The sequence below is a fragment of the Pseudomonas sp. B21-036 genome, from assembly GCF_024748925.1.
GTDB classification, from domain to species: Bacteria; Pseudomonadota; Gammaproteobacteria; order Pseudomonadales; family Pseudomonadaceae; genus Aquipseudomonas; species Aquipseudomonas palmensis.
Window position 1 is genome coordinate 3,984,148 of sequence record NZ_CP087178.1, and the last position, 22,103, is coordinate 4,006,250.

General features: G+C 63.8%; 17 protein-coding genes and 5 tRNA genes. 6 read left to right on the top strand and 16 right to left on the bottom strand.

The window, feature by feature from the left end:
• Nucleotides 1-22: 22 nt before the first annotated feature.
• From asd to leuC, 5 genes are all read right to left on the bottom strand, one after another.
• Nucleotides 23-1,135 (bottom strand): aspartate-semialdehyde dehydrogenase, encoded by a 1,113-nt coding sequence (asd, locus tag LOY33_RS17880; RefSeq protein ID WP_043862850.1) that lies wholly within the window; start codon nucleotides 1,133-1,135, stop codon nucleotides 23-25.
• Nucleotides 1,136-1,199: 64 nt separating this feature from the next.
• Complete coding sequence (leuB, locus tag LOY33_RS17885) at nucleotides 1,200-2,282, bottom strand: 3-isopropylmalate dehydrogenase (RefSeq protein WP_043862851.1); 1,083 nt, start codon at nucleotides 2,280-2,282, stop codon at nucleotides 1,200-1,202.
• A 55-nt stretch (nucleotides 2,283-2,337) separates the two neighbouring features.
• Nucleotides 2,338-3,105, bottom strand: a complete 768-nt coding sequence (locus LOY33_RS17890) for a class I SAM-dependent methyltransferase (protein ID WP_043862852.1) — start codon at nucleotides 3,103-3,105, stop codon at nucleotides 2,338-2,340.
• Between the two features lie 44 nt (nucleotides 3,106-3,149).
• Nucleotides 3,150-3,794 (bottom strand): 3-isopropylmalate dehydratase small subunit, encoded by a 645-nt coding sequence (gene leuD / locus LOY33_RS17895; RefSeq protein WP_258659468.1) that lies wholly within the window; start codon nucleotides 3,792-3,794, stop codon nucleotides 3,150-3,152.
• Complete coding sequence (gene leuC, locus LOY33_RS17900; RefSeq protein ID WP_043862854.1) at nucleotides 3,791-5,224, bottom strand: 3-isopropylmalate dehydratase large subunit; 1,434 nt, start codon at nucleotides 5,222-5,224, stop codon at nucleotides 3,791-3,793. Before leuC ends, leuD begins: the two co-directional genes overlap by 4 nt.
• A 142-nt stretch (nucleotides 5,225-5,366) precedes the next feature.
• On the opposite strand from leuC, the gene LOY33_RS17905 reads away from it, so the two are divergent.
• Nucleotides 5,367-6,245, top strand: a complete 879-nt coding sequence (locus LOY33_RS17905) for a LysR family transcriptional regulator (protein WP_043862855.1) — start codon at nucleotides 5,367-5,369, stop codon at nucleotides 6,243-6,245.
• Between the two features lie 62 nt (nucleotides 6,246-6,307).
• Nucleotides 6,308-9,604, top strand: coding sequence for a PAS domain S-box protein (locus LOY33_RS17910; protein ID WP_043862856.1), 3,297 nt, complete (start codon nucleotides 6,308-6,310; stop codon nucleotides 9,602-9,604).
• A gap of 108 nt (nucleotides 9,605-9,712) precedes the next feature.
• Here the strand turns inward: LOY33_RS17910 and LOY33_RS17915 are convergent, their stop codons facing one another.
• From LOY33_RS17915 to gltX, 10 genes are all read right to left on the bottom strand, one after another.
• Nucleotides 9,713-10,156, bottom strand: a complete 444-nt coding sequence (locus LOY33_RS17915) for an Hsp20 family protein (protein WP_043862857.1) — start codon at nucleotides 10,154-10,156, stop codon at nucleotides 9,713-9,715.
• A 115-nt stretch (nucleotides 10,157-10,271) separates the two neighbouring features.
• On the bottom strand, nucleotides 10,272-11,231 hold the full coding sequence (locus tag LOY33_RS17920; protein ID WP_054916655.1) for a tRNA-dihydrouridine synthase: 960 nt from the start codon (nucleotides 11,229-11,231) through the stop codon (nucleotides 10,272-10,274).
• A 49-nt stretch (nucleotides 11,232-11,280) separates the two neighbouring features.
• A complete protein-coding gene (locus LOY33_RS17925; protein ID WP_258659469.1) occupies nucleotides 11,281-11,718 on the bottom strand; it encodes a thioesterase family protein in 438 nt (145 codons plus the stop codon).
• A 44-nt stretch (nucleotides 11,719-11,762) separates the two neighbouring features.
• Nucleotides 11,763-12,596: an alpha/beta fold hydrolase gene (locus LOY33_RS17930; protein ID WP_254996273.1), complete on the bottom strand. Its 834-nt coding sequence runs from the start codon at nucleotides 12,594-12,596 to the stop codon at nucleotides 11,763-11,765.
• Nucleotides 12,597-12,610: 14 nt separating this feature from the next.
• Entirely contained in the window at nucleotides 12,611-13,150 is a 540-nt protein-coding gene (locus tag LOY33_RS17935) for a TetR/AcrR family transcriptional regulator (protein WP_078479730.1), read from the bottom strand.
• A gap of 161 nt (nucleotides 13,151-13,311) precedes the next feature.
• A tRNA-Glu gene (locus tag LOY33_RS17940) sits at nucleotides 13,312-13,387 on the bottom strand.
• A 44-nt stretch (nucleotides 13,388-13,431) separates the two neighbouring features.
• Nucleotides 13,432-13,507, bottom strand: a tRNA-Ala gene (locus tag LOY33_RS17945).
• Nucleotides 13,508-13,560: 53 nt separating this feature from the next.
• Nucleotides 13,561-13,636 (bottom strand) — tRNA-Glu (locus LOY33_RS17950).
• A 78-nt stretch (nucleotides 13,637-13,714) separates the two neighbouring features.
• Nucleotides 13,715-13,790, bottom strand: a tRNA-Ala gene (locus LOY33_RS17955).
• Nucleotides 13,791-14,087: 297 nt separating this feature from the next.
• Entirely contained in the window at nucleotides 14,088-15,569 is a 1,482-nt protein-coding gene (gltX, locus tag LOY33_RS17960) for a glutamate--tRNA ligase (protein WP_043862862.1), read from the bottom strand.
• 143 nt (nucleotides 15,570-15,712) lie between these two features.
• Here gltX and LOY33_RS17965 point away from each other — a divergent pair, with 143 nt between their 5' ends.
• Together LOY33_RS17965 and LOY33_RS17970 are read left to right on the top strand one after the other, a co-directional pair.
• Nucleotides 15,713-16,753 (top strand): HlyD family secretion protein, encoded by a 1,041-nt coding sequence (locus LOY33_RS17965; RefSeq protein ID WP_043862863.1) that lies wholly within the window; start codon nucleotides 15,713-15,715, stop codon nucleotides 16,751-16,753.
• Between the two features lie 49 nt (nucleotides 16,754-16,802).
• Nucleotides 16,803-18,293, top strand: coding sequence for an MDR family MFS transporter (locus LOY33_RS17970; protein WP_258662905.1), 1,491 nt, complete (start codon nucleotides 16,803-16,805; stop codon nucleotides 18,291-18,293).
• A 103-nt stretch (nucleotides 18,294-18,396) separates the two neighbouring features.
• Here LOY33_RS17970 and uvrB read toward each other — a convergent pair whose 3' ends face one another.
• The gene (uvrB, locus tag LOY33_RS17975) at nucleotides 18,397-20,412 is read right to left on the bottom strand and encodes an excinuclease ABC subunit UvrB (RefSeq protein WP_043862865.1); all 2,016 of its coding nucleotides are present in this window, start codon (nucleotides 20,410-20,412) and stop codon (nucleotides 18,397-18,399) included.
• A 294-nt stretch (nucleotides 20,413-20,706) separates the two neighbouring features.
• On the opposite strand from uvrB, the gene LOY33_RS17980 reads away from it, so the two are divergent.
• Nucleotides 20,707-21,903: an amino acid aminotransferase gene (locus LOY33_RS17980; protein WP_078479732.1), complete on the top strand. Its 1,197-nt coding sequence runs from the start codon at nucleotides 20,707-20,709 to the stop codon at nucleotides 21,901-21,903.
• 61 nt (nucleotides 21,904-21,964) lie between these two features.
• Nucleotides 21,965-22,040 (top strand) — tRNA-Asn (locus tag LOY33_RS17985).
• The last annotated feature ends 63 nt before the right edge of the window (nucleotides 22,041-22,103 follow it).

Sequence of the window (22,103 nt, forward strand, 5' to 3'; positions counted from 1 at the left end):
CTGTTCTACCGCGCAGCAGCGATCAACGTTCCAGCAGGATCCGCAGCATGCGACGCAGCGGCTCGGCCGCGCCCCACAGCAGCTGGTCGCCCACGGTGAAGGCGCCCAGGTACTGCGACCCCATGTTCAGCTTGCGCAGACGCCCTACCGGGATGTTCAGCGTGCCGGTGACGTTGGTCGGGCTCAGCTCCTGCATGCTGATCTCGCGCTGGTTCGGCACCAGCTTCACCCAGGGGTTGTGCTGGCTGATCATGCCTTCGATGTCGGCGATCGGCACGTCCTTGTTCAGCTTGATGGTCAGCGCCTGGCTGTGGCAACGCATGGCGCCGATGCGCACGCAGATGCCGTCGACCGGGATCGGGTTCTTGAAACGACCCAGGATCTTGTTGGTCTCGGCCTGGGCCTTCCACTCTTCACGGCTCTGTCCGTTGGGCAGTTCCTTGTCGATCCACGGGATCAGGCTGCCGGCCAGCGGCACGCCGAAGTTCTCGGTCGGGTAGGCGTCGCTGCGCATGGCCTCGGCAACCTTGCGGTCGATGTCGAGGATGGCCGCCGCCGGGTTGGCCAGGTCATCGGCAACCGCCGCATGGGTAGCGCCCATCTGCTTGATCAGCTCGCGCATGTTCTGCGCGCCGGCGCCGGAGGCCGCCTGGTAGGTCATGGCGCTCATCCATTCGACCAGGCCGGCTTCGAACAGGCCGCCCAGGCCCATCAGCATCAGGCTGACGGTGCAGTTGCCACCGATGTAGTTCTTGGTGCCGGCGTCCAGCTGCTGGTCGATGACCTTGCGGTTGACCGGGTCCAGCACGATGACCGCGTCATCCTGCATGCGCAGGCTGGAAGCGGCATCGATCCAGTAACCCTGCCAGCCGGCTTCGCGCAGCTTGGGGAACACCTCGTTGGTGTAGTCGCCACCCTGGCAGGTCAGGATCACATCGAGGGTCTTGAGCTCTTCAATGCTGTACGCATCCTTGAGCGGAGCGATGTCCTTGCCCACGGATGGCCCCTGGCCCCCGACATTGGAGGTAGTGAAGAACACCGGCTCGATCAGATCGAAATCCTGCTCTTCGAGCATCCGCTGCATGAGCACGGAACCGACCATACCGCGCCAACCGATCAGACCTACACGTTTCATCGCAACTACACCTTCGCTAAAAGTGGGCCGCCGCCTGGAAGAAACCAGCGGCGGGCCCGAGAGATTACAGATTCCGCAGCGCTGCGACTACTGCGTCGCCCATTTCCTGCGTACCTACCTTGCTGCAGCCCGCCGACCAGATGTCGCCGGTGCGCAGGCCCTGATCCAGCACCAGGCTCACGGCCTGTTCGATGGCCTCGGCCGCCGCCTGCTGGTTGAAGCTGTAACGCAGCATCATCGATACCGACAGGATGGTCGCCAGCGGGTTGGCGATGCCTTGCCCGGCGATGTCCGGGGCCGAACCGTGGCACGGCTCGTACATGCCCTTGTTGTTGGCATCCAGTGACGCCGACGGCAGCATGCCGATGGAACCGGTGAGCATGGAAGCCTCATCCGACAGGATGTCGCCGAACATGTTGTCGGTGACCATCACGTCGAACTGCTTGGGCGCGCGCACCAGTTGCATGGCGGCGTTGTCGACGTACATGTGGCTGAGCTCGACATCCGCGTAGTCCTTGGCCACGTCCTCGACGATTTCACGCCACAGCTGGCTGGAGGCGAGCACATTGGCCTTGTCCACCGAGCACAGCTTCTTGCCGCGCACGCGGGCCATGTCGAAACCGACACGGGCGATGCGGCGTATTTCGCTCTCGCTGTACGGCAGGGTGTCGTAGGCCTGGCGCTCGCCGCCTTCCAGTTCGCGGGTGCCGCGCGGCGCACCGAAGTAGATGCCGCCGGTCAGCTCGCGCACGATCAGGATATCCAGGCCGGCGACGATTTCTGGCTTGAGCGAGGACGCATCGGCCAGCTGCGGGTAGAGAATGGCCGGACGCAGGTTGGCGAACAGGCCCAGTTGCGAACGGATTTTCAGCAGGCCGCGCTCAGGGCGGATATCACGCTCGATCTTGTCCCACTTCGGCCCGCCCACCGCGCCCAGCAGCACGGCGTCGGCCTGGCGCGCACGCTCCAGGGTCTCGTCGGCCAGCGGCACGCCGTGCTTGTCGATGGCCGCGCCACCGATCACATCGTGCGCCAGGCTGAAGCCGAGCTGGAACTTGTCGTTGGCCAGTTCCAGCACCTTGACCGCCTCGGCCATGATTTCCGGGCCGATGCCATCACCTGGGAGAATCAGAATCTGCTTGCTCATGGGTTCCTCATCATTCAATTCAAGCGGTGCGCCGCACTGGCGTACCGGGGAAAACTCAGCGTTGGGCCCAGAGCACGATCACGTCGGTGCTGAAGGAGCCATCGGCTTCTATCTGGTAATGCTGGCGAACTTCGTCGCCCATCGCCTGCTGCAACTGGCGAATCGCCGCACGCATCGGCTCGGGGGTGCGCATGCGCTCCACCCACGAGGTGTATTCCAGGCGCAGGCGCTGGCGCGTGTGGCTGCGGGTGCACAGGCCGGCTTCGCTGACCTGTTGCAGCCACTCGCCGGCAGAATAATCGCGCACGTGGCTGGTGTCGCGCAGTACTTCGACGCTTTGCAGGTAGGTGTCGAGCAGCGGGCTGCCCGGCGACATGACGTCGACGAACGCGGCCACGCCGCCGGGCTTGAGCACCCGGCGTACCTCGCGCAGGGCCAGGCCCAGGTCGCTCCAGTGGTGCGCCGAGTAGCGGCTGAAGACGAAATCGAACGAGGCGTCGGCGAACGGCAGGCGCTCGGCGGCGCCACGCTCGGTGACGATGTTGTTCAAGCCGCGCTCGATGGCGGCGGCGCCGACCACGTCGAGCATCTGCTGCGACAGATCATAGGCGACCACTTCGGCCACCAGCGGGGCGACATGGAAGCTCACGTGACCGGCACCGCAGCCCAGGTCCAGCAGGCGGGCGTCGGCGTGCCCGGCAAGCTCGGCCTGCAGCAGGGCGAATTCGCTACCCTGGGCATGCACGGCGCTGCTCAGGTAGGCAGAGGCTTGTTCGCCGAACTGGCGCTGGACGACTTCGGTGTGGGCGGTGCTGCGGGTCATCATGGATCTCCTGGGGCGGCTTGGCCGGCACATCACTGCATCATTCAGGCGTCGCGAAACAACCAGGGCTGGCTAGCACGGTGCCTGGCTTCAAACGCTGCAATCGCATCGCCATCCTGCAAGGTCAGGCCGATGTCATCCAGGCCGTTGAGCAGGCAATGCTTGCGGAACGCGTCGATCTCGAAGTGGAGCACCTTGCCGTCCGGCCGCGTCACGGTCTGCGCCTGCAGGTCGATGGTCAGCTGGTAGCCCGGGTCCACCTCAACCTGCTTGAACAGCTCGTCGACTTCCTCGTCGCCGAGGATGATCGGCAGCAAGCCGTTCTTGAAGCTGTTGTTGAAGAAGATGTCGGCGTAGCTGGGCGCAATGATGCTGCGAAAGCCGTACTCTTCCAGCGCCCAAGGCGCATGCTCGCGGCTCGAACCGCAACCGAAGTTCTCCCGCGCCAGCAACACGCTGGCCCCCTGGTAACGCGCATGGTTGAGCACGAAATCCTGGTTCAGCGGGCGCTTGCTGTTGTCCTGGTAGGGCTGACCCACGTCCAGGTAACGCCATTCGTCGAACAGGTTCGGGCCGAACCCGGTGCGCTTGATCGACTTCAAGAACTGCTTGGGGATGATCTGGTCGGTGTCGACGTTGGCACGGTCCAACGGGGCGACCAGGCCGGTGTGCTGGGTAAAGGCTTTCATGCTGCGCTCCCTTGGATCAACTCGCGTACATCGACAAAACGACCGGTTACTGCGGCAGCCGCCGCCATTGCCGGGCTCACCAGGTGGGTACGCCCACCGGCGCCCTGGCGCCCCTCGAAGTTGCGGTTGGAGGTGGAGGCGCAATGCTCGCCACTTTCGAGGCGGTCCGGGTTCATCGCCAGGCACATCGAGCAGCCCGGCTCACGCCATTCGAAACCGGCCTCGAGGAAGATCTTGTCCAGGCCTTCCTGCTCGGCCTGCGCCTTGACCAGGCCCGAGCCCGGCACCACGATGGCCTGCTTGATGGTCGAGGCCACCTTGCGACCCTTGGCGATCACGGCCGCGGCGCGCAGGTCTTCGATGCGCGAGTTGGTGCACGAACCGATGAACACGCGGTCGAGCTGAATGTCGGTGATCGCCTGGTTGGCGTTCAGGCCCATGTACTTGAGGGCGCGTTCGATGGAACCGCGCTTGACCAGGTCGGCCTCGGCCGCCGGGTCCGGCACGCGCTGGTCGACCGCCAGCACCATCTCGGGCGAGGTGCCCCAGCTGACCTGCGGCTTGATCTGCGCCGCGTCCAGCTCGACCACGGTGTCGAACACCGCGTCGCTGTCGGACACCAGGTCTTTCCAGGCTTCGACGGCCAGGTCCCACTGCTCGCCCTTGGGCGCATACGGACGACCCTTGACGTAGGCAACGGTCTTCTCGTCGGTGGCCACCAGGCCCACCCGCGCACCGGCCTCGATGGACATGTTGCAGATGGTCATGCGGCCTTCGACCGACAACTCGCGAATGGCGCTGCCGGCAAACTCGATGGCATGCCCGTTGCCGCCGGCGGTCCCGATCTTGCCGATCACGGCCAGCACGATGTCCTTGGCAGTGACGCCGAACGGCAATTGCCCTTCGACGCGCACCAGCATGTTCTTCATCTTCTTGGCCACCAGGCACTGGGTAGCGAGCACGTGCTCGACCTCGGAGGTGCCGATGCCGTGGGCCAGGGCGCCGAACGCGCCGTGGGTGGAGGTATGCGAGTCGCCGCAGACCACGGTCATGCCGGGCAAGGTGGCACCCTGCTCCGGGCCGATGACGTGGACGATGCCCTGGCGCACATCGTTCATCTTGAATTCGGTGATGCCGTATTCGTCACAGTTTTCGTCGAGGGTCTGCACCTGCAGGCGCGACACCTGGTCGGCGATGGCCTCGATGCCGCCCTTGCGCTCTGGCGTGGTGGGCACGTTGTGGTCGGGGGTGGCGATGTTGGCATCGATGCGCCAGGGTTTGCGGTTGGCCAGGCGCAGCCCCTCGAAGGCCTGCGGCGACGTCACTTCGTGAATGATGTGACGGTCGATATAGATCAGCGCCGAACCGTCGTCGCGCTGCTTGACCAAGTGCGAATCCCAGAGCTTGTCGTAGAGCGTTTTGCCAGCCATCAGACTTTCCTCATCAGTCTTTCTATGCCAATAACCCCTTGGCTTGTACGGACGATGCTATGGGGTTAGATTGAATAACTCAAATTCATATTTTTTATGCTTTGGATAACTTTCAGGAATCCAAACCCGAGGAACTCATTCCGTGGACCTGGCCAACCTTAGTGCCTTCATCGCCATCGCTGAAACCGGGAGCTTTTCCGGTGCCGGCGAGCGCCTGCACCTGACCCAGCCGGCCATCAGCAAGCGCATTGCCGGGCTGGAGCAGCAGCTGGATGTGCGCCTGTTCGACCGCCTTGGCCGCGAGGTGAGCCTGACCGAAGCCGGCCGTGCCCTGCTGCCGCGTGCCTACCAGATCCTCAACGTGCTGGACGACACCCGGCGGGCCCTGACCAACCTCACCGGCGAGGTCAGCGGTCGACTGACCCTGGCCACCAGCCATCACATCGGCCTGCACCGCCTGCCGCCGCTGTTGCGGGCGTTTACCCGTCAGTACCCGGCGGTGGCTCTGGACATCCAGTTTCTGGACTCGGAAGTGGCCTACGAGGAAATTCTGCACGGGCGCGCCGAAATCGCCGTGATCACCCTCGCCCCCGAGCCCCACAGCCTGGTGCGCGCGGTGCCGGTATGGGACGACCCGCTGGATTTCGTGGTCGCCCCCGAGCACCCGCTGGCCTGCAAGGGCGCGGTGGGCCTGGCGGACATTGCCCACCACCCGGCCGTGTTCCCCGGCGGCAACACTTTCACACACCATATTGTGCAGCGTCTGTTCGAGGCCCAGGGCCTGGTCCCCAACATCGCCATGAGCACCAACTACCTGGAAACCATCAAGATGATGGTGTCGATCGGGCTGGCCTGGAGTGTGCTGCCGCGCACAATGCTCGATGAGCAGGTTGCATCCATCGACTTGCCGGGCATACAGCTGTCGCGCCAGCTAGGCTACATTCTGCACACGGAACGAACGTTATCGAATGCGGCCAGAGCCTTCATGGCCCTGCTCGACAGTCACGCAAGCCCGGCGTAGCCCGCCCCTGCCCCGGGCGGCCCGCCACCAAGGACGTATCACCCGCCAAAGGTCTGGTACCGATGCCCAAGTCAGCCAATCGTTTTGCGCGCCTTCCCCGTATCCACGCAGCAGACCCCCAGGAGCTGGAACAGGCCTGGGAGAGTGCGCCGCAGTTGCTCGCGGCGCTCAATGGTGCGCACCTTGGCGCCTGGGTGTGGGATGTGGGCAGCGGGCGCATCAACTGGTCACGAGGCACCCAGGCACTGTTTGGCTTCGATCCGCATCAACCGCTGACCCACGACATCGACTACCTCGACCTGCTGCCGGAAGAGGACCGCGCACGCATGCGCCAGGCCTTTCATGCAGTGCTCAACGGCGAGCCGGTGGACCAGGCCCTGCGCCATCGCATCCGCTGGCCGGACGGCAGCCTGCACTGGCTGGAAGTGAACGGCAGCCTGGCCACCAACCGAGACGGGCGCCTGCAGATGATCGGGGTGGTGCGCGAGATCACCCGCCAGCGCGAACGCGAAACCGCACTGATCAACTCCGAAAAGCGCTTTGCCACGCTTTTTCACCTGAGCCCGAACGTGGTGCTGCTGACCCGGCGCGCCGACGGGCTGATCCATGAGGTCAACCAGCACTTCGAGAACATTCTTGGCTGGCCCGGCGCCCAGGTGATCGGGCGTACCACGCTGGAACTGGGCCTGTGGGCCAACCCCAGGCAGCGTGACCAGGTGCTGGAGGCCACCAGCGGCAACAACGGCCCGGTGACCCTGGAAGTGCAGTTTCGCGCCAGCAGCGGGCAGGTCCACGATGGCATCCTCAGCACCCAGGCCATCGAACTCGAAGGTGTCACCTACCTGCTCAGTACTTTCGTCGACACCAGCGAGCGCAAACGTGCCGAACAAGCCCTCAAGGACAGCCAGGAGCGCCTGGACCTGGCACTGGACTCTGCCCAGTTGGGTACCTGGGACTGGCACATCCCCAGCGGCATGCTGTACGGCTCGGCCCGCGCGGCACAACTGCATGGCCTGGCGCCGGTGCCGTTCCACGAGTCGTTCGAGGCGTTTTTCGAAGGCGTGCCCGAGCTTGAGCGCAGCGGCATGCGCCAGGCCTATCGCAGCCTGCGCGAAGGCCCGGCGGGCAACTACCAGATCACCTACCGCATCCAGCTGGAAAACGGCGCCTCACGCTACCTGGAGAGCCGCGCACGGCTGTACCGTGACGACCAGGGCAACCCGCTGCGCATGGCCGGCACCCTGCTGGACATCACCGAACAGGTTGAACGCGAACAGCGCCTGACCAGCTCGGAGGAAAAGTTCGCCAGCCTGTTCCAGGTCAGCCCCGACCCCATCTGCGTCACCCGCCAGGACACTGGCCAGTTCATCGAGATCAACCAGGCGTTCACCCAGACCTTCGGCTGGTGCGCCGACCAGGTACTGGGTCGTACCGCTGAACAACTGGGGCTGTGGGCCGAATCGGCCGCCCGCGCACGACGCATCGAGCAGGTGATTCGCGACCAGGCGTTGAACAATGTCGCGGTGGTGGTCAATCACAAGGATGGCCAGCCCCTGACCTGTGTGATTTCCAGCCGCCTGATCAAGGTCGACAACCAGCCCTGCAGCGTCACCACCCTGCGCGACATCACCCAGCAGCAACGCGGCGAAGCCGCACTCAAGGCCAGTGAGGAGAAGTTCGCCAAGGCCTTCCACTCCAGCCCCGACGCCATCACCATCACCGAGCGCGACAGTGGCTGCTACCTGGAGGTGAACGACGGCTTCTGCCGGCTCACCGGCTACAGCGCCGACGAGGTGATCGGCCAGAGCATGGCTCAGATCGGGTTGTGGGCCGACGACAAACAGCAGACTCTGCTGTTCGGTGAAATGCGTGAGCGCGGGCGGGTGCACCACCGCGAAATGCTGGGGCGCAACAAACGCGGCGAAATCCTCACCGTGGAGGTGTCGATGGAGCCGATCACCCTCAACGAGACAGACTGCCTGCTACTGACTGCCCGCGACGTCAGCCAGCTCAAGAATGCCCAGGCGCAGATCCGTCACCTGGCCTACCACGACCCGCTGACCAACCTGCCCAACCGCGCCCTGCTGATGGATCGCCTGAGCCAGCAGATCGCCCTGCTCAAACGCCAGAACCTGCGCGGCGCCCTGCTGTTCCTCGACCTCGACCACTTCAAGCACATCAACGACTCGCTGGGCCACCCGGTGGGCGATACGGTGCTCAAGATCATCACAGCCCGGCTTGAAGCCAGCGTGCGCCTGGAGGACACCGTGGCGCGCCTGGGGGGTGACGAGTTCGTGGTGCTGCTGAGCGGCCTGGAAGGCAGCCGCGAAGAGGTCACCGACAAGGTTCGCCAACTGGCCGACACCTTGCGCGAACTGCTGGCCGAGCCGATGTCGCTGGACGGCCAGCGCCTGCAGGTAACCCCCAGCATCGGCGTGGCGCTGATCCCCGACCACGGCACCACGCCGGCCGACCTGCTCAAGCGCGCCGACATTGCGCTGTACCGCGCCAAGGATTCGGGTCGCAACACCACGCAACTGTTCCACACCACCATGCAGAAGGCCGCCAGTGAACGCCTGCGCATGGAGAGCGACCTGCGCATGGCCCTGGCCAGGGGCGAACTGGCGCTGCACTTCCAGCCCCAGGTGGATGCCCGTGACAACCGCATCGTCGGGGCCGAGGTTCTGCTGCGCTGGCACCATCCGCTGTTGGGCCAGCAGCCGCCCAGCCAGTTCATCCAGGTGCTGGAGGAAAGCGGGCTGATCCTGGAGGTGGGCAGCTGGATACTCGACGAAGCCTGTGATGCCTGCTCGCGCATGCTGCAGGACGGGCTGATCGATCCGATGGATTTCAGCCTGTGCGTGAACATCAGCCCGCGCCAGTTCCGCCAGAACGATTTCGTCGAGCGGGTGCGGCGCAGCCTGGACGACTACCGCCTGCCCTACCAGATGCTCAAGCTGGAGATCACCGAGGGCATCGTGATCCAGAACCTGGAGGACACCATCAGCAAGATGCGCGAGCTGAAGGCGTTCGGGGTGAGCTTTGCGATGGATGACTTCGGCACCGGCTACTCGTCGCTCACCTACCTCAAGCGCTTGCCGGTGGATGCGCTGAAGATCGACCAATCGTTCGTGCGCGATGCACCGCTGGACCCCAATGATGCAGAGATCGTCAAGGCCATCGTGGCCATGGCCAGAAGCCTGGACCTGGCAGTGATTGCCGAAGGGGTGGAGCTGTCGGAGCAACTGGAGTTTCTGGAGCGGCTGGGGTGCCATCTGTACCAGGGGTACCTGCACAGCCGGCCATTGCCGCTGAACGAGTTCAGGGCGATGCTGCTGCAGGCACCGGCGGACTACTGACACACCGCAGCACGGCAGTTGCCAGCAAGGCTGGCTCCTGCAGTGAAGAGCCGCGGACCGGGCACAAAAAAGGGCACCCGAAGGTGCCCTCTTTCACTCAGCCCACACTCAGTTCAGCGCAGGTTTCTCGCCGTTGATCGGGATGCGCTTGGCCTTGGCTTCTTCAGGCACAACACGCAGCAGATCGACACTGAGCAGACCGTTGGCCAGGCCCGCCGACTTCACTTCGATGTGGTCAGCCAGGCGGAAGGACAACTTGAAGGCCCGCTGGGCGATGCCCTGGTGCAGGTAGGTGACGCTTTCACCACTGCTGTCACGCTTGCCGCCACTGACGGTCAGAACGCCTTTTTCCACTTGCAGGTCGAGGTCCTCTTCCTGGAAGCCAGCTGCAGCAACGACGATTCGGTAGTGGTCTTCGCCATGTTTTTCAACATTGTAGGGTGGGTAGGTGCTACCCGACTCGCTACGTGCCGCGGATTCGAACAGGTCGTTGAAACGGTCGAAGCCAACGGATTGACGGAACAGTGGAGCCAGAGAAAATGCGGTAGTCATGGTACATCTCCTGAAATATCAGCGAGTTGGTGATTGCGCGACCCGACTTCGGCATCGCGTACTCCCTAGATAAGGACCCGCCCTAACATTTCAAGCATCGACCACAAAAATTTTTTCAGGCCGCCTCGCTGACCGGAATACCCAGCAGCCGCGCCACGCGATCACAGTCGGTCTCGCGACGCAGTTCGGTAAACAGTGCCGTGGCTTCGGGGTAGGTACGGGTCAGCATCGCCACCCACTGCTTCAGTCGCCCCGGTGCCTGACGCTCGGTCATCTGTTCCCGGGCCTGCACCCAGAAGTCCTGCAGCAGCGGTTGCAGTGCCTGCCAGTCCAGCGGCACGAACTCGATGCCCTGGCGCTCGGCGGCAATCTGCCGGGCCAGGTCCGGGCGCGACACCAGGCCGCGACCGAGCATGATGTCCTCCACGCCGCTGACCTCGCGGCAGCGGCGCCAGTCTTCCAGCGTCCACACCTCGCCGTTGGCGAACACCGGCACCTTCACCACCTCTTGCACCCGCGCCACGTACTCCCAGTGCGCCGGCGGCTTGTAGCCGTCGACCTTGGTGCGTGCGTGCACCACCAACTGGTCGGCACCGCCTTCGGCCAGGGCGCGGGCGCAGTCCAGCGCACCGTCCGGGCTGTCGAAGCCCAGACGCATCTTGGCGGTGACCGGGATATGCGCAGGCACCGCCCGGCGCACTTCGCGCAGGATGGCATGCAGCAGCTCGGGCTCCTTGAGCAGCACCGCGCCGCCGCGGGACTTGTTCACAGTCTTGGCCGGGCAACCGAAATTGAGGTCGATGACGGGGGCGCCCAGCTCGCAGGCCAGCACCGCGTTATCGGCCAGGCATGCCGGGTCGGAGCCCAGCAACTGCACACGCAAAGGCACGCCGGCGGCGGTTTGCGCACCGCGGCCAAGCTCCGGGGCCAGCTTCTCGTACACATGCGCCGGCAGCAACCGGTCGCACACGCGAATGAACTCGGTGACACACCAGTCGATGCCGCCCACCTGGGTCAGTACGTCGCGAAGGATGTTGTCGACCAGCCCCTCCATGGGGGCCAGGGCAATTTGCATGGCGTGGGTCTCGCGCGAAAAAGGCCGGCAGTCTAGCAAAAACCGTGGCTTATCGGGCTCCGGCCATCGCGGCGCCGTAGCCCTCGATGAATTCTACCGGCATGCGCCTGGGCTTGCCGGTGGACAGCTCGATGCACACGAAGGTGGTCTGCGCCCGCAGCAAGGTGGTGCCATCGCTTGGTCGCACCAGCTGGAAGTGACGGGTCATCTTCAGGCGCTGGTCCCAGTCGACGATCCAGGTGGCCAACTGCAGGATGTCGTCCTCATAGGCGCTGGCCAGGTAATCGATCTCGTGACGCACCACGGCCATGGCGCGGTCCAGGCGCCGGTACTCGGCCAGGTCCAGCCCCAGGCGCTGGGAATGACGCCATGCGCAGCGCTCGAGCCAGGTGACGTACACCGCGTTGTTGGCGTGCCCTAGGCCGTCGATATCCTCGGCACCGACCTGCAGGTCGATGGTAAATGGCGTTGCCCGATCCCAGCTCATGCCCGCTCCCGATCTGTAGTGAACGGGCAGAGTGTAACGGATGCTCAGGCCGATTGGCGCACTGGCCGGGCACTGCGTTGCAGCAGCGCAAGTACGCCGTCGACCAGTTGCGGGTCGGACAGCACACGCATATGCCCGCCCTGGGGCAACAGCAGCAGCTGGCTGTCGAACCACGCCTGATGAATCAGCCGCGCCTCGCTGACGGCGACCAGCGGGTCGTCCTCGGCATGCACGATGAAACCGGGCAGTTCCAGCTGGTAGACGGCCACGTCCAGGCGCGAGATCGGCACCCCGACCTCTCGTTCCACCTGGCGAATGAAGGCTGCCCGCGCCCGCGCCGGCAACCCCAGGTGCCGCGCCATGCCGCGCAGCACCTCGAGCAGGCGCGCCGGCGCGGCGATGCTCACCGCCACCTCGGTACGCAGCCCCCACTGCAGGGCCAGCAGCGTACTGGCACCGCCCATGGAATGGCCGACCACCCCGTGCAATGGGCCCAGCTCGCCGGCCGCCTCGAGCAAGGCGTGGGCGAACGACACCACGTTGGCCTTGTTTCCACGCGAGCGGCCGTGGGCCGGCCCTTCGAGCGCCACCGCACAATAGCCGGCGGCCACCAGGGCCTCGATCAGATGGGCGAACTGGGTGGGGCGCCCCTCCCAGCCGTGCATCAGCAGCACCGTGGGGCCTTGCCCCCAGCGCAGCGCACTCAGGCCAAAGCGCAGGGTAATGCGCTCGGCACGCGCCAGCAGCGGCAGTTCCCAGTCGCGTGGCGGCAAGGTGCGCGGGCTCATGAAGGCCTGGCGCATCTGCCCGGCCACCCGATTGGGTGCCAGGCGTCCAACAGTGGCGTTGATACCACGAATCCAGCTCAGGCTGTTCATCACGTCGCTCCAGATCAGATCACCGCGGACTTGGCGGCACGCAACACACGGTCGGACAATTCGCTGGTACCCAGCGCTCGCGCCAGGGCCAGGCCGCCGACCATCAGGGCCAGGTCGGCCAGCACTTTGTCGGCGTCTTCGGGGGTGTCGGCCAGGTTGGCCATCATCAACTCGATATGCTCGGTCAGCACCGCGCGAAAGGTCGCCGGCAACTGATTGATCTCGCCCAGAGAGCTGGGCAGCGGGCAGCCGCTGTCGACGGCATCGCGGTGTTTGCGCGACAGGTAGAAGGCCGCCACCAGGGCACGACGCGCCTCCCCGTCCAGCGACGCGTCGACCTGTGCCAGCAAGGCCCGGCGCTCGCCAAGTAACTGGCAAAAGGCTTCGAGCATCAGCGCATCCTTGTTCTCGAAATGCGCATAGAACCCACCCACGGTGAGCCCCGCAGCGCCCATCACCTGCTGCACACTGGGGTCGGCCGGGCCGTTAAGGATCAGCGCACTGCGCGCCGCATCCAAAATGCGCTGGCGGGTCTGGGCTTTTTTGTCGTGCATGGCAGGCCTCCAAATATTATGGATCTAATATTATGCTCATAATATTTATTGGCAAGCACTTTCTCCTGCGGCCCAAGGGCGAAAGAGATTTTTTCGAGGGAAAAAACAAAAGGCTCATTCAATAATCGAATGAGCCTTGAAATCCCGCAGAGCGGGTAAAATGGCGTCCCCTAGGGGACTCGAACCCCTGTTACCGCCGTGAAAGGGCGGTGTCCTAGGCCACTAGACGAAGGGGACTTGTAACCTTCGTGCAGGCTCGCTTTCACGAACCCTGGCAAAATTGGTGGAGCTAAGCGGGATCGAACCGCTGACCTCCTGCATGCCATGCAGGCGCTCTCCCAGCTGAGCTATAGCCCCAGATTTCTAGCCTCGCGGCCCAGCGATGTCTTGCAACATCACTTGTGTAAAACTGGCGTCCCCTAGGGGACTCGAACCCCTGTTACCGCCGTGAAAGGGCGGTGTCCTAGGCCACTAGACGAAGGGGACGAACCTTCTTACCACACAACCCGGTTGCTGGAACCCGGTTGAACCCTGAGTTGTATGACCAACTCCGGATAGGGAATTTGGTGGAGCTAAGCGGGATCGAACCGCTGACCTCCTGCATGCCATGCAGGCGCTCTCCCAGCTGAGCTATAGCCCCACAATGTCGCTTTGAACTGAATCGCTTGGCTGGGTGCTTCGCGCTTCGTTTCGTTCATCGCTGTGGACGGGGCGCATATTAAGATCGGATTGAAGACCTGTCAAATAAATTTTCAACAAAATCCAAAAGAAATTTCCGAGATAACAAACACTTACCGGCCTGGGTCAGGAGAGCCCCCGCAAACTCGGGGGTCTCGCCCTTGCAGAAGCCGGCCTTGCCGGCGAAACAGGCGCTGCGCAATACCGGGTACCGCAGCGCTTTGTTCGCCGGCAAGGCCGGCTCCTACGGGAAAAATGCTCAGGCAATGGTGCCCAACAGCTTTTCCCATTCCTTGTTTTCTTTCTTCGACACACCACCCAGCAGGTCCAGCGCCTGGCGCAGGCGGTAGCGGGTCAGGTCCGGCCCGAGGATCTCCATGGCATCGAGCACCGACACCGAGCTGGCCTGGCCGGAAATCGCGGCGAACATCAGCGGCATCGCGTCACGCAGCTTGAGCTCCAGCGCCTCGACCACCGCCTGGATGCAGCCGGTGATGCGATCCTTCTCCCACTGGCGCAGCCCCTCGAGCTTCCACAGGATCAGCTGGATCACCTGGCGTACCTGGTCGGCCGACAGTTTCTTGTGCTCGAACAGCTTGGCGTCGAGCTTGAGCGCACCTTCGAAGAAGAACCCACCCAGCGGCGCAATCTGGCTGAAGGTCTCTACCCTGCCCTGCACGTGCGGCGCGATCTTCATCATGTAGTCGCTGTTGAACGCCCATTTCTGCACGCGCGCGGCAAACTCTGCGACAGGCAGCTCACGCAGCCACTGGCCGTTGAGCCACGACAGCTTCTCGATGTCGAAGATCGGGCCGCCCAGCGACACACGCGACAGGTCGAAGTGCTCGACCATTTCGGCCAGCGAGAACTTCTCGCGCTCGTCCGGCATCGACCAACCCATGCGGCCCAGGTAGTTGAGCATGGCTTCGGGCATGAAGCCCATGCGCTCGTAGAAGGTCACCGAGGTCGGGTTCTTGCGCTTGGACAGCTTGCTCTTGTCGGGGTTGCGCAGCAGCGGCATGTAGCACAGGGTTGGCTGCTCCCAGCCGAAGTACTCGTACAGCTTGATCAGCTTGGGCGCCGAAGGCAGCCACTCTTCGCCACGCAATACGTGGGTGATGCCCATCAGGTGGTCATCGACCACGTTGGCCAGGAAGTAGGTCGGCAGGCCATCGGTCTTCATCAGTACCTGCATGTCCATGCGGTCCCACGGAATCTCGACGTCGCCGCGCAGCATGTCCGGTACCACGCACACGCCTTCGGTCGGCACTTTCATGCGGATCACATGGGGCTCGCCGGCGGCCAGGCGACGCTGCACTTCTTCAGGCGAGAGCAGCAAGGCGCGCCCGTCATAGCGCGGGGTTTCGCCGCGGGCCATCTGCTCGGCACGCATCTGGTCCAGTTCTTCGGCAGTGCAGAAGCACGGGAAGGCATGGCCCAGATCGACCAGTTGCTGGGCGTACTGCTTGTAGATCTCGCCGCGTTCGCTCTGGCGGTACGGGCCGTGCGGGCCGCCGACATCCGGGCCTTCGCTCCATTCGATACCCAGCCAGCGCAGGGCATCGAAGATCTGCTGCTCGGACTCGCGGGTGGAGCGCAGCTGATCGGTATCTTCGATACGCAGGATGAATTCGCCACCGTGCTGCTTGGCGAAGCAGTAGTTGAACAGGGCGATGTAGGCGGTGCCGACATGGGGATCGCCAGTCGGCGAAGGCGCGATACGCGTGCGAACGGTGGTCATGAGAGTCTCGAACAAGAGGTGAAACAAAGGCTGGATGTTAACAGCACGGGGCCACCCGGCTCCAGCAATGGGCACGATCGGCGCTTGTGTTTGCCAAGGCAAACCTTGTTAAATTTGCTTACATTTTTGGAACGATCGTACCCATGCCTGCCCAACTCAAGCGTCGCCTGCTGATTTTCCTGACCCTGGTTCTGCTCATCGGCCTGGGCTTTCTGGCCCACTGGTACTTCAAGGGGCGCTTCTACGAGAGCACCGACAACGCCTACGTGCAGGGCGAGATCACCCGGGTTTCCAGCCAGTTGGGCGCGCGCATCGAGCAGGTGCTGGTCGAGGACAACCAGCATGTGGCCAAGGGCGACCTGCTGGTGCGCCTGGAAGGCAACGACTTCCAGTTTGCAGTGGAGCGCGCCCGCGCCACCCTGGCCACCCGCGAGGCCGAGCGCCTGCAAGCCGACAGCCGCCTGACGCAGCAGGCGAGCCTGATCGCCGCCGGCCAGGCACAGGTGTCGGCCAACCAGGCCACGCTTGGGCGTACCCAGCTGGACCTCAACCGTGCACAGGCGCTGCGCAAGCCAGGCTTTGTCTCGGAAGAACGGGTGACCACCCTGTCGGCCGAAAGCAACGTGGCACGCTCCCAGGTGAGCAAGGCCCAGGCCGATCTGCAGGGTCAACGCCAGCAGGTCAACGCACTGGCTGCCGAACTCAAGCGCCTGGACGCCCAGATCGCCACCGCCCGCACCGACCTGGCCCAGGCCGAGCTGAACCTGAGCCGCAGTGAAATTCGCGCGCCGATCAGCGGCATGATCGGCCAGCGCGCGGCACGCAACGGCCAGTACGTGCAGGCCGGCGCCTACCTGCTGTCGATCGTGCCCGATCAGGACATCTGGGTGCAGGCCAACTTCAAGGAAACCCAGATCGGCAAGATGCAGCCCGGCCAGCGTGCCGAGCTGGTGTTCGACAGCTACCCCGACACGCCGATCGAAGGCCGCGTCGACAGCCTGTTCGCCGCTTCCGGCGCGCAGTTCAGCCTGCTGCCACCCGACAACGCCACCGGCAACTTCACCAAGGTCGTGCAGCGCATTCCGGTCAAGCTGACCTTTGCCGCCGACAACCCGCTGCACGGCAAGATCCGCCCGGGCATGTCGGTGACCGCCACCGTCGATATCCGTACCGATGGCCGGTGATCAACTGATCCGTCCCGCCGGCGAACCCAGCCGGCGCGACTGGATCGCAGTGATGAGCGTGATGCTCGGCGCGTTCATGGCAGTGCTCGACATCCAGATCACCAACTCGTCGCTCAAGGACATCCAGGGCGCCCTGTCGGCGACCCTGGAAGAAGGCTCGTGGATCTCCACCTCCTACCTGGTGGCCGAGATCATCATGATCCCGCTGACCGCCTGGCTGGTGCAGCTGCTGTCGGCGCGGCGCCTGGCAGTGTGGGTGTCGGCGGGTTTTCTGGTGTCGTCGCTGCTGTGCTCGATGGCCTGGAACCTGGAAAGCATGATCGTGTTCCGCGCCCTGCAGGGTTTTACCGGCGGCGCGCTGATCCCGCTGGCCTTCACCCTGACCCTGATCAAGCTGCCCGAGCATCACCGCGCCAAGGGCATGGCGATGTTCGCCATGACCGCCACCTTCGCCCCGTCCATCGGCCCTACCCTGGGCGGCTGGCTGACCGAGAACTGGGGCTGGGAATACATCTTCTACATCAACATCCCGCCCGGCCTGATCATGATCGGCGGCTTGCTGTACGGCCTGGAGAAGAAGGAAGCGCACTGGGAGCTGCTCAAAAGCACCGATTACACCGGCATCCTGACGCTGGGCGTCGGGCTTGGCTGCCTGCAGGTGTTTCTTGAGGAGGGGCATCGCAAGGACTGGCTCGAGTCGGGGCTGATCGTCACCCTGGGCAGCATTGCCCTGGTCAGCCTCATTACCTTCGTGATCGTGCAGTTCTCGAAACCCAACCCGCTGATCAACCTGCGCATCCTGCAGAACCGCAATTTCGGGGTGTCGAGCATTGCCAGCCTGGGCATGGGCGTGGGGTTGTACGGTTCGATCTACCTGCTGCCGCTGTACCTGGCGCAGATCCAGAACTACAACGCCCTGCAGATCGGCGAAGTGATCATGTGGATGGGGGTGCCGCAGCTGTTCCTGATCCCGCTGGTGCCGCAACTGATGAAGGTGATTTCGCCGAAGATCCTCTGCACCATCGGCTTCGGGCTGTTCGGGCTGGCGAGTTTCAGCTCGGGGGTATTGAACCCGGACTTTGCCGGCACCCAGTTCAACCATATCCAGATCATCCGTGCGCTGGGGCAGCCGATGATCATGGTGACCATCTCGCTGATTGCCACGGCCTATATCCAGCCGCAGGACGCAGGCTCGGCGTCGAGCCTGTTCAACATCCTGCGCAACCTGGGCGGGGCCATCGGCATTGCGCTGCTGGCCACGCTGCTGGATGCGCGCACCAAGGTGTATTTCGACTACCTGCGCGAGGCGGTGGTACCGACCAATGCCGCAGTGGCCGAGCGGCTGACCTTGCTGACCGAGAAGCTGGGCAGCGAAGGGGCAGCACTGGCCAGAATGAGCGAGATCACCCATCAGCAGGCGATGATCATGGCGTACAACGATGCCTTCCATTTTGTCGGCATCGGGCTGGCAATCAGCATGGTGGCGGTGCTGTTGACGAAGAAGCTGCCGCAGGGGTTGAAGGCGGGTGAGGCGCACTAGACCGCGTTGAAGTCTTCGCTGGCAAGCCCGCTCCCGCAGGTACTCCATTGCCCTTGGCGTCAATGTGATCCTGTGGGAGCGGGCTTGACCCGCGAAAGGCCCGTCAGACCGTGAGCAGTCGCTCACGCAACTGCGCGATCTCGTCGCGCATCTGCGCTGCAGCCTCGAACTCCAGGTCCCGCGCCAGCTGGTACATCTTCTCTTCCAGCGCCTTGATGCGCTTGGCGATCTCGCCAGGCGAACGCAACTCGGCCTCGTAACGCTCGCGCTCCTCGGCGGCCTTGGCCATGCCCTTGCGCTTCTTGCTGCGCGAGCCGGGCACGTTGGCGCCTTCCATGATGTCGGTGATGTCCTTGACCACGCCCTTGGGCACGATGCCGTTGGCCTCGTTGAAGGCCATCTGCTTGTCGCGGCGACGCTCGGTTTCGCCGATCGCCCGCTCCATCGAGCCAGTCATGTTGTCGGCGTACAGGATCGCGCGGCCGTTGAGGTTGCGCGCCGCGCGCCCGATGGTCTGGATCAGCGAGCGCTCCGAACGCAGGAAGCCCTCCTTGTCCGCATCCAGAATCGCCACCAGCGAGACCTCGGGCATGTCCAGGCCCTCGCGCAGCAGGTTGATACCCACCAGCACATCGAAGGTGCCCAGGCGCAGGTCGCGGATGATCTCGACTCGCTCAACGGTATCGATGTCCGAGTGCAGGTAGCGCACCCGCACATCGTGATCGGCCAGGTAGTCGCTGAGGTCTTCGGCCATGCGCTTGGTCAGGGTAGTGACCAGCACCCGCTCTTCCACCGCCACACGCTTGCGAATCTCCGACAGCAGGTCATCCACCTGGGTCGTGGCCGGACGCACCTCCACCTGGGGGTCGACCAGGCCGGTCGGGCGCACCACCTGCTCCACCACACGGCCGGCATGCTCGGCCTCGTAGTTGCCCGGCGTGGCCGAGACGAAGATGGTCTGCGGGCTGACCGACTCCCATTCGTCAAAGCGCATGGGCCGGTTGTCCAGCGCCGAAGGCAGGCGGAAGCCGTACTCCACCAGGGTTTCCTTGCGCGAGCGGTCCCCCTTGTACATGGCCCCCACCTGCGGAACGCTGACGTGGGATTCGTCGATCACCAGCAACGCATCCGGCGGCAGGTAGTCGTACAGGGTCGGCGGCGGCGCGCCGGCCGGACGCCCGGACAGGTAGCGCGAGTAGTTTTCGATGCCGTTGCAGTAGCCCAGCTCCAGGATCATCTCCAGGTCGAACCGGGTGCGCTGCTCCAGGCGCTGGGCCTCGACCAGCTTGTTGTGCTTGTGCAGGTACTCCAGGCGTTCCTTGAGCTCCGCCTTGATCCCGTCCATGGCCTCGAGCAGGGTTTCGCGCGGGGTCACGTAGTGGCTCTTGGGGTAGAAGGTGAAGCGCGGCAGCTTGCGGATCACCTCGCCGGTCAGCGGGTCGAAGGCCGCGATGTTCTCCACCTCGTCATCGAACAGCTCGATGCGGATGGCCTCCAGGTCCGATTCGGCCGGGAAGATGTCGATCACGTCGCCGCGCACACGGAAGGTGGCGCGGGCAAAGTCCATGTCGTTGCGGGTGTACTGCAGGTCGGCCAGACGGCGCAGCAAGGCCCGCTGGTCGAGCTTGTCGCCACGGTCCACGTGCAGCACCATCTTCAGGTAGGTTTCCGGGCTGCCCAGACCATAGATGCACGACACCGTGGTGACGATGATCGCGTCACGCCGCTCCAGCAGCGCCTTGGTCGCCGACAGGCGCATCTGCTCGATATGGTCGTTGATCGAGGCGTCCTTCTCGATGAAGGTGTCGGAGGACGGCACGTAGGCTTCGGGCTGGTAGTAGTCGTAGTAGGAAACGAAATACTCCACCGCGTTGTTCGGGAAGAATGACTTGAACTCGCCATACAACTGGGCGGCCAGGGTCTTGTTCGGCGCCAGTACCAGGGTCGGGCGCTGCACCTGGGCAATCACGTTGGCGATGCTGAAGGTCTTGCCCGAACCCGTCACCCCGAGCAGGGTCTGGTGCGCCAGCCCGGCCTCGATCCCCTCGACCATCAGGCGAATGGCTTCGGGCTGATCACCCGCCGGCTGGAAACGGGTGACGAGTTGAAACTCGGACATGGTGAACCCCTGGAAATGAACGGATACAGGCAACTGTATTTATAGACAGTACTTATACCCAATTGGTGGTGCCCGGCGCCAGTTTCAAGGCAAACCACGGCCTGTTTCACAGTATTGACCGGCGCAAGCGACTGACGGTCGAAAAATATTCGCGAAAACAGCAGTAAAAGCTGCGACAGACTGTCGCCGTGACCGATGGGTATCACTATACTGACTCCCCGTTTGTGCACCGCTTCAGTGCATTCGGCTGGAGCGTGCGACCTCTATCACTCTCCATTCAGAGCCAAGGTAAAAATGAGCCTGTTTTCCGCTGTCGAGCTGGCACCCCGCGACCCTATCCTGGGCCTCAACGAAGCGTTCAATGCCGATACCCGCACCCACAAGGTGAACCTGGGCGTTGGTGTTTACTGCAACGAAGAAGGGCGTATCCCACTGCTGCGTGCAGTCATCGAAGCCGAAACCCAACGCGCCGCCCAGCACGCCTCCCGCGGCTACCTGCCGATCGACGGCATCGTGGCCTACGACCAGGCCGTGCAGAAGCTGCTCTTCGGTGCCGATTCGCCCCTGCTGGCCGCCGGCCGTGTGGTCACCACCCAGTCCGTCGGTGGTACCGGCGCCTTGAAGATCGGCGCTGACTTCCTCAAGCAGCTGTCGCCCAATGCCACTGTCGCAATCAGCGACCCGAGCTGGGAAAACCACCGCGCCCTGTTCGAAACCGCCGGTTTCCCGGTCAAGAACTACCGCTACTACGACGCCGCCACCCATGACGTCAACCGTGCCGGCATGCTCGAGGACCTCAACGCGCTGCCGGCCGGCTCGATCGTGGTACTGCACGCCTGCTGCCACAACCCGACCGGCGTCGACCTGACCCCGGCCGACTGGAACAACGTGCTCGAGGTGGTCAAGGCCAAGGGTCACATCCCGTTCCTGGACATGGCCTACCAGGGCTTTGGCCAGGGCATCGCCGAAGACGCCGCTGCCGTGCGCCTGTTCGCCGAATCGGGCCTGGACTTCTTCGTCTCCAGCTCGTTCTCCAAGTCGTTTTCGCTGTACGGCGAGCGCGTCGGCGCCCTGTCGATCGTCACCGAGTCCAAGGAAGAGGCCACTCGCGTGCTGTCGCAGGTCAAGCGCGTGATCCGCACCAACTACTCCAACCCGCCGACCCACGGCGCCACCATTGTCGCCACCGTGCTCAACAGCCCCGAGCTGCGCGCAATGTGGGAAGCGGAACTGGCCGAGATGCGCCAGCGCATCCACGGCATGCGCAAGCAGATGGTCGAGCTGCTGGCCCAGTACGGCGCACAGCAGGACTTCAGCTTCGTCGGGCGCCAGTGCGGCATGTTCTCCTACTCGGGCCTGACCGTCGAGCAGGTGGCACGCCTGAAGGACGAGCATGCGATCTATGCTCTGGATACCGGTCGTATCTGCGTCGCCTCGTTGAACCAGAACAACATTCACGTGGTGACCAAGGCGATCGTCGAGGTCCTGTAACACCTGATTGCTCAGGGGGAGCTTGACTTCCCCTTAGCAATCAGTAAGATACGCCCCAGATTCCGCGATAGCTCAGTCGGTAGAGCAAATGACTGTTAATCATTGGGTCCCAGGTTCGAGTCCTGGTCGCGGAGCCAAACATCATTTCAGAGCGTGCTTGCACAGCCTCTGAAATACTCGAAAAACCCGCCTTTTGGCGG

Coding starts and splice junctions, on each gene's coding strand:
- asd (WP_043862850.1), bottom strand. CDS start 1,135: ATGAAACGTGTAGGTCTGATCGGTTGGCGCGGTATGGTCGGTTCCGTG.
- leuB (WP_043862851.1), bottom strand. CDS start 2,282: ATGAGCAAGCAGATTCTGATTCTCCCAGGTGATGGCATCGGCCCGGAA.
- LOY33_RS17890 (WP_043862852.1), bottom strand. CDS start 3,105: ATGACCCGCAGCACCGCCCACACCGAAGTCGTCCAGCGCCAGTTCGGC.
- leuD (WP_258659468.1), bottom strand. CDS start 3,794: ATGAAAGCCTTTACCCAGCACACCGGCCTGGTCGCCCCGTTGGACCGT.
- leuC (WP_043862854.1), bottom strand. CDS start 5,224: ATGGCTGGCAAAACGCTCTACGACAAGCTCTGGGATTCGCACTTGGTC.
- LOY33_RS17910 (WP_043862856.1), top strand. CDS start 6,308: ATGCCCAAGTCAGCCAATCGTTTTGCGCGCCTTCCCCGTATCCACGCA.
- LOY33_RS17915 (WP_043862857.1), bottom strand. CDS start 10,156: ATGACTACCGCATTTTCTCTGGCTCCACTGTTCCGTCAATCCGTTGGC.
- LOY33_RS17920 (WP_054916655.1), bottom strand. CDS start 11,231: ATGCAAATTGCCCTGGCCCCCATGGAGGGGCTGGTCGACAACATCCTT.
- LOY33_RS17925 (WP_258659469.1), bottom strand. CDS start 11,718: ATGAGCTGGGATCGGGCAACGCCATTTACCATCGACCTGCAGGTCGGT.
- LOY33_RS17930 (WP_254996273.1), bottom strand. CDS start 12,596: ATGAACAGCCTGAGCTGGATTCGTGGTATCAACGCCACTGTTGGACGC.
- LOY33_RS17935 (WP_078479730.1), bottom strand. CDS start 13,150: ATGCACGACAAAAAAGCCCAGACCCGCCAGCGCATTTTGGATGCGGCG.
- gltX (WP_043862862.1), bottom strand. CDS start 15,569: ATGACCACCGTTCGCACGCGTATCGCGCCTTCGCCGACTGGCGATCCC.
- LOY33_RS17965 (WP_043862863.1), top strand. CDS start 15,713: ATGCCTGCCCAACTCAAGCGTCGCCTGCTGATTTTCCTGACCCTGGTT.
- uvrB (WP_043862865.1), bottom strand. CDS start 20,412: ATGTCCGAGTTTCAACTCGTCACCCGTTTCCAGCCGGCGGGTGATCAG.
- LOY33_RS17980 (WP_078479732.1), top strand. CDS start 20,707: ATGAGCCTGTTTTCCGCTGTCGAGCTGGCACCCCGCGACCCTATCCTG.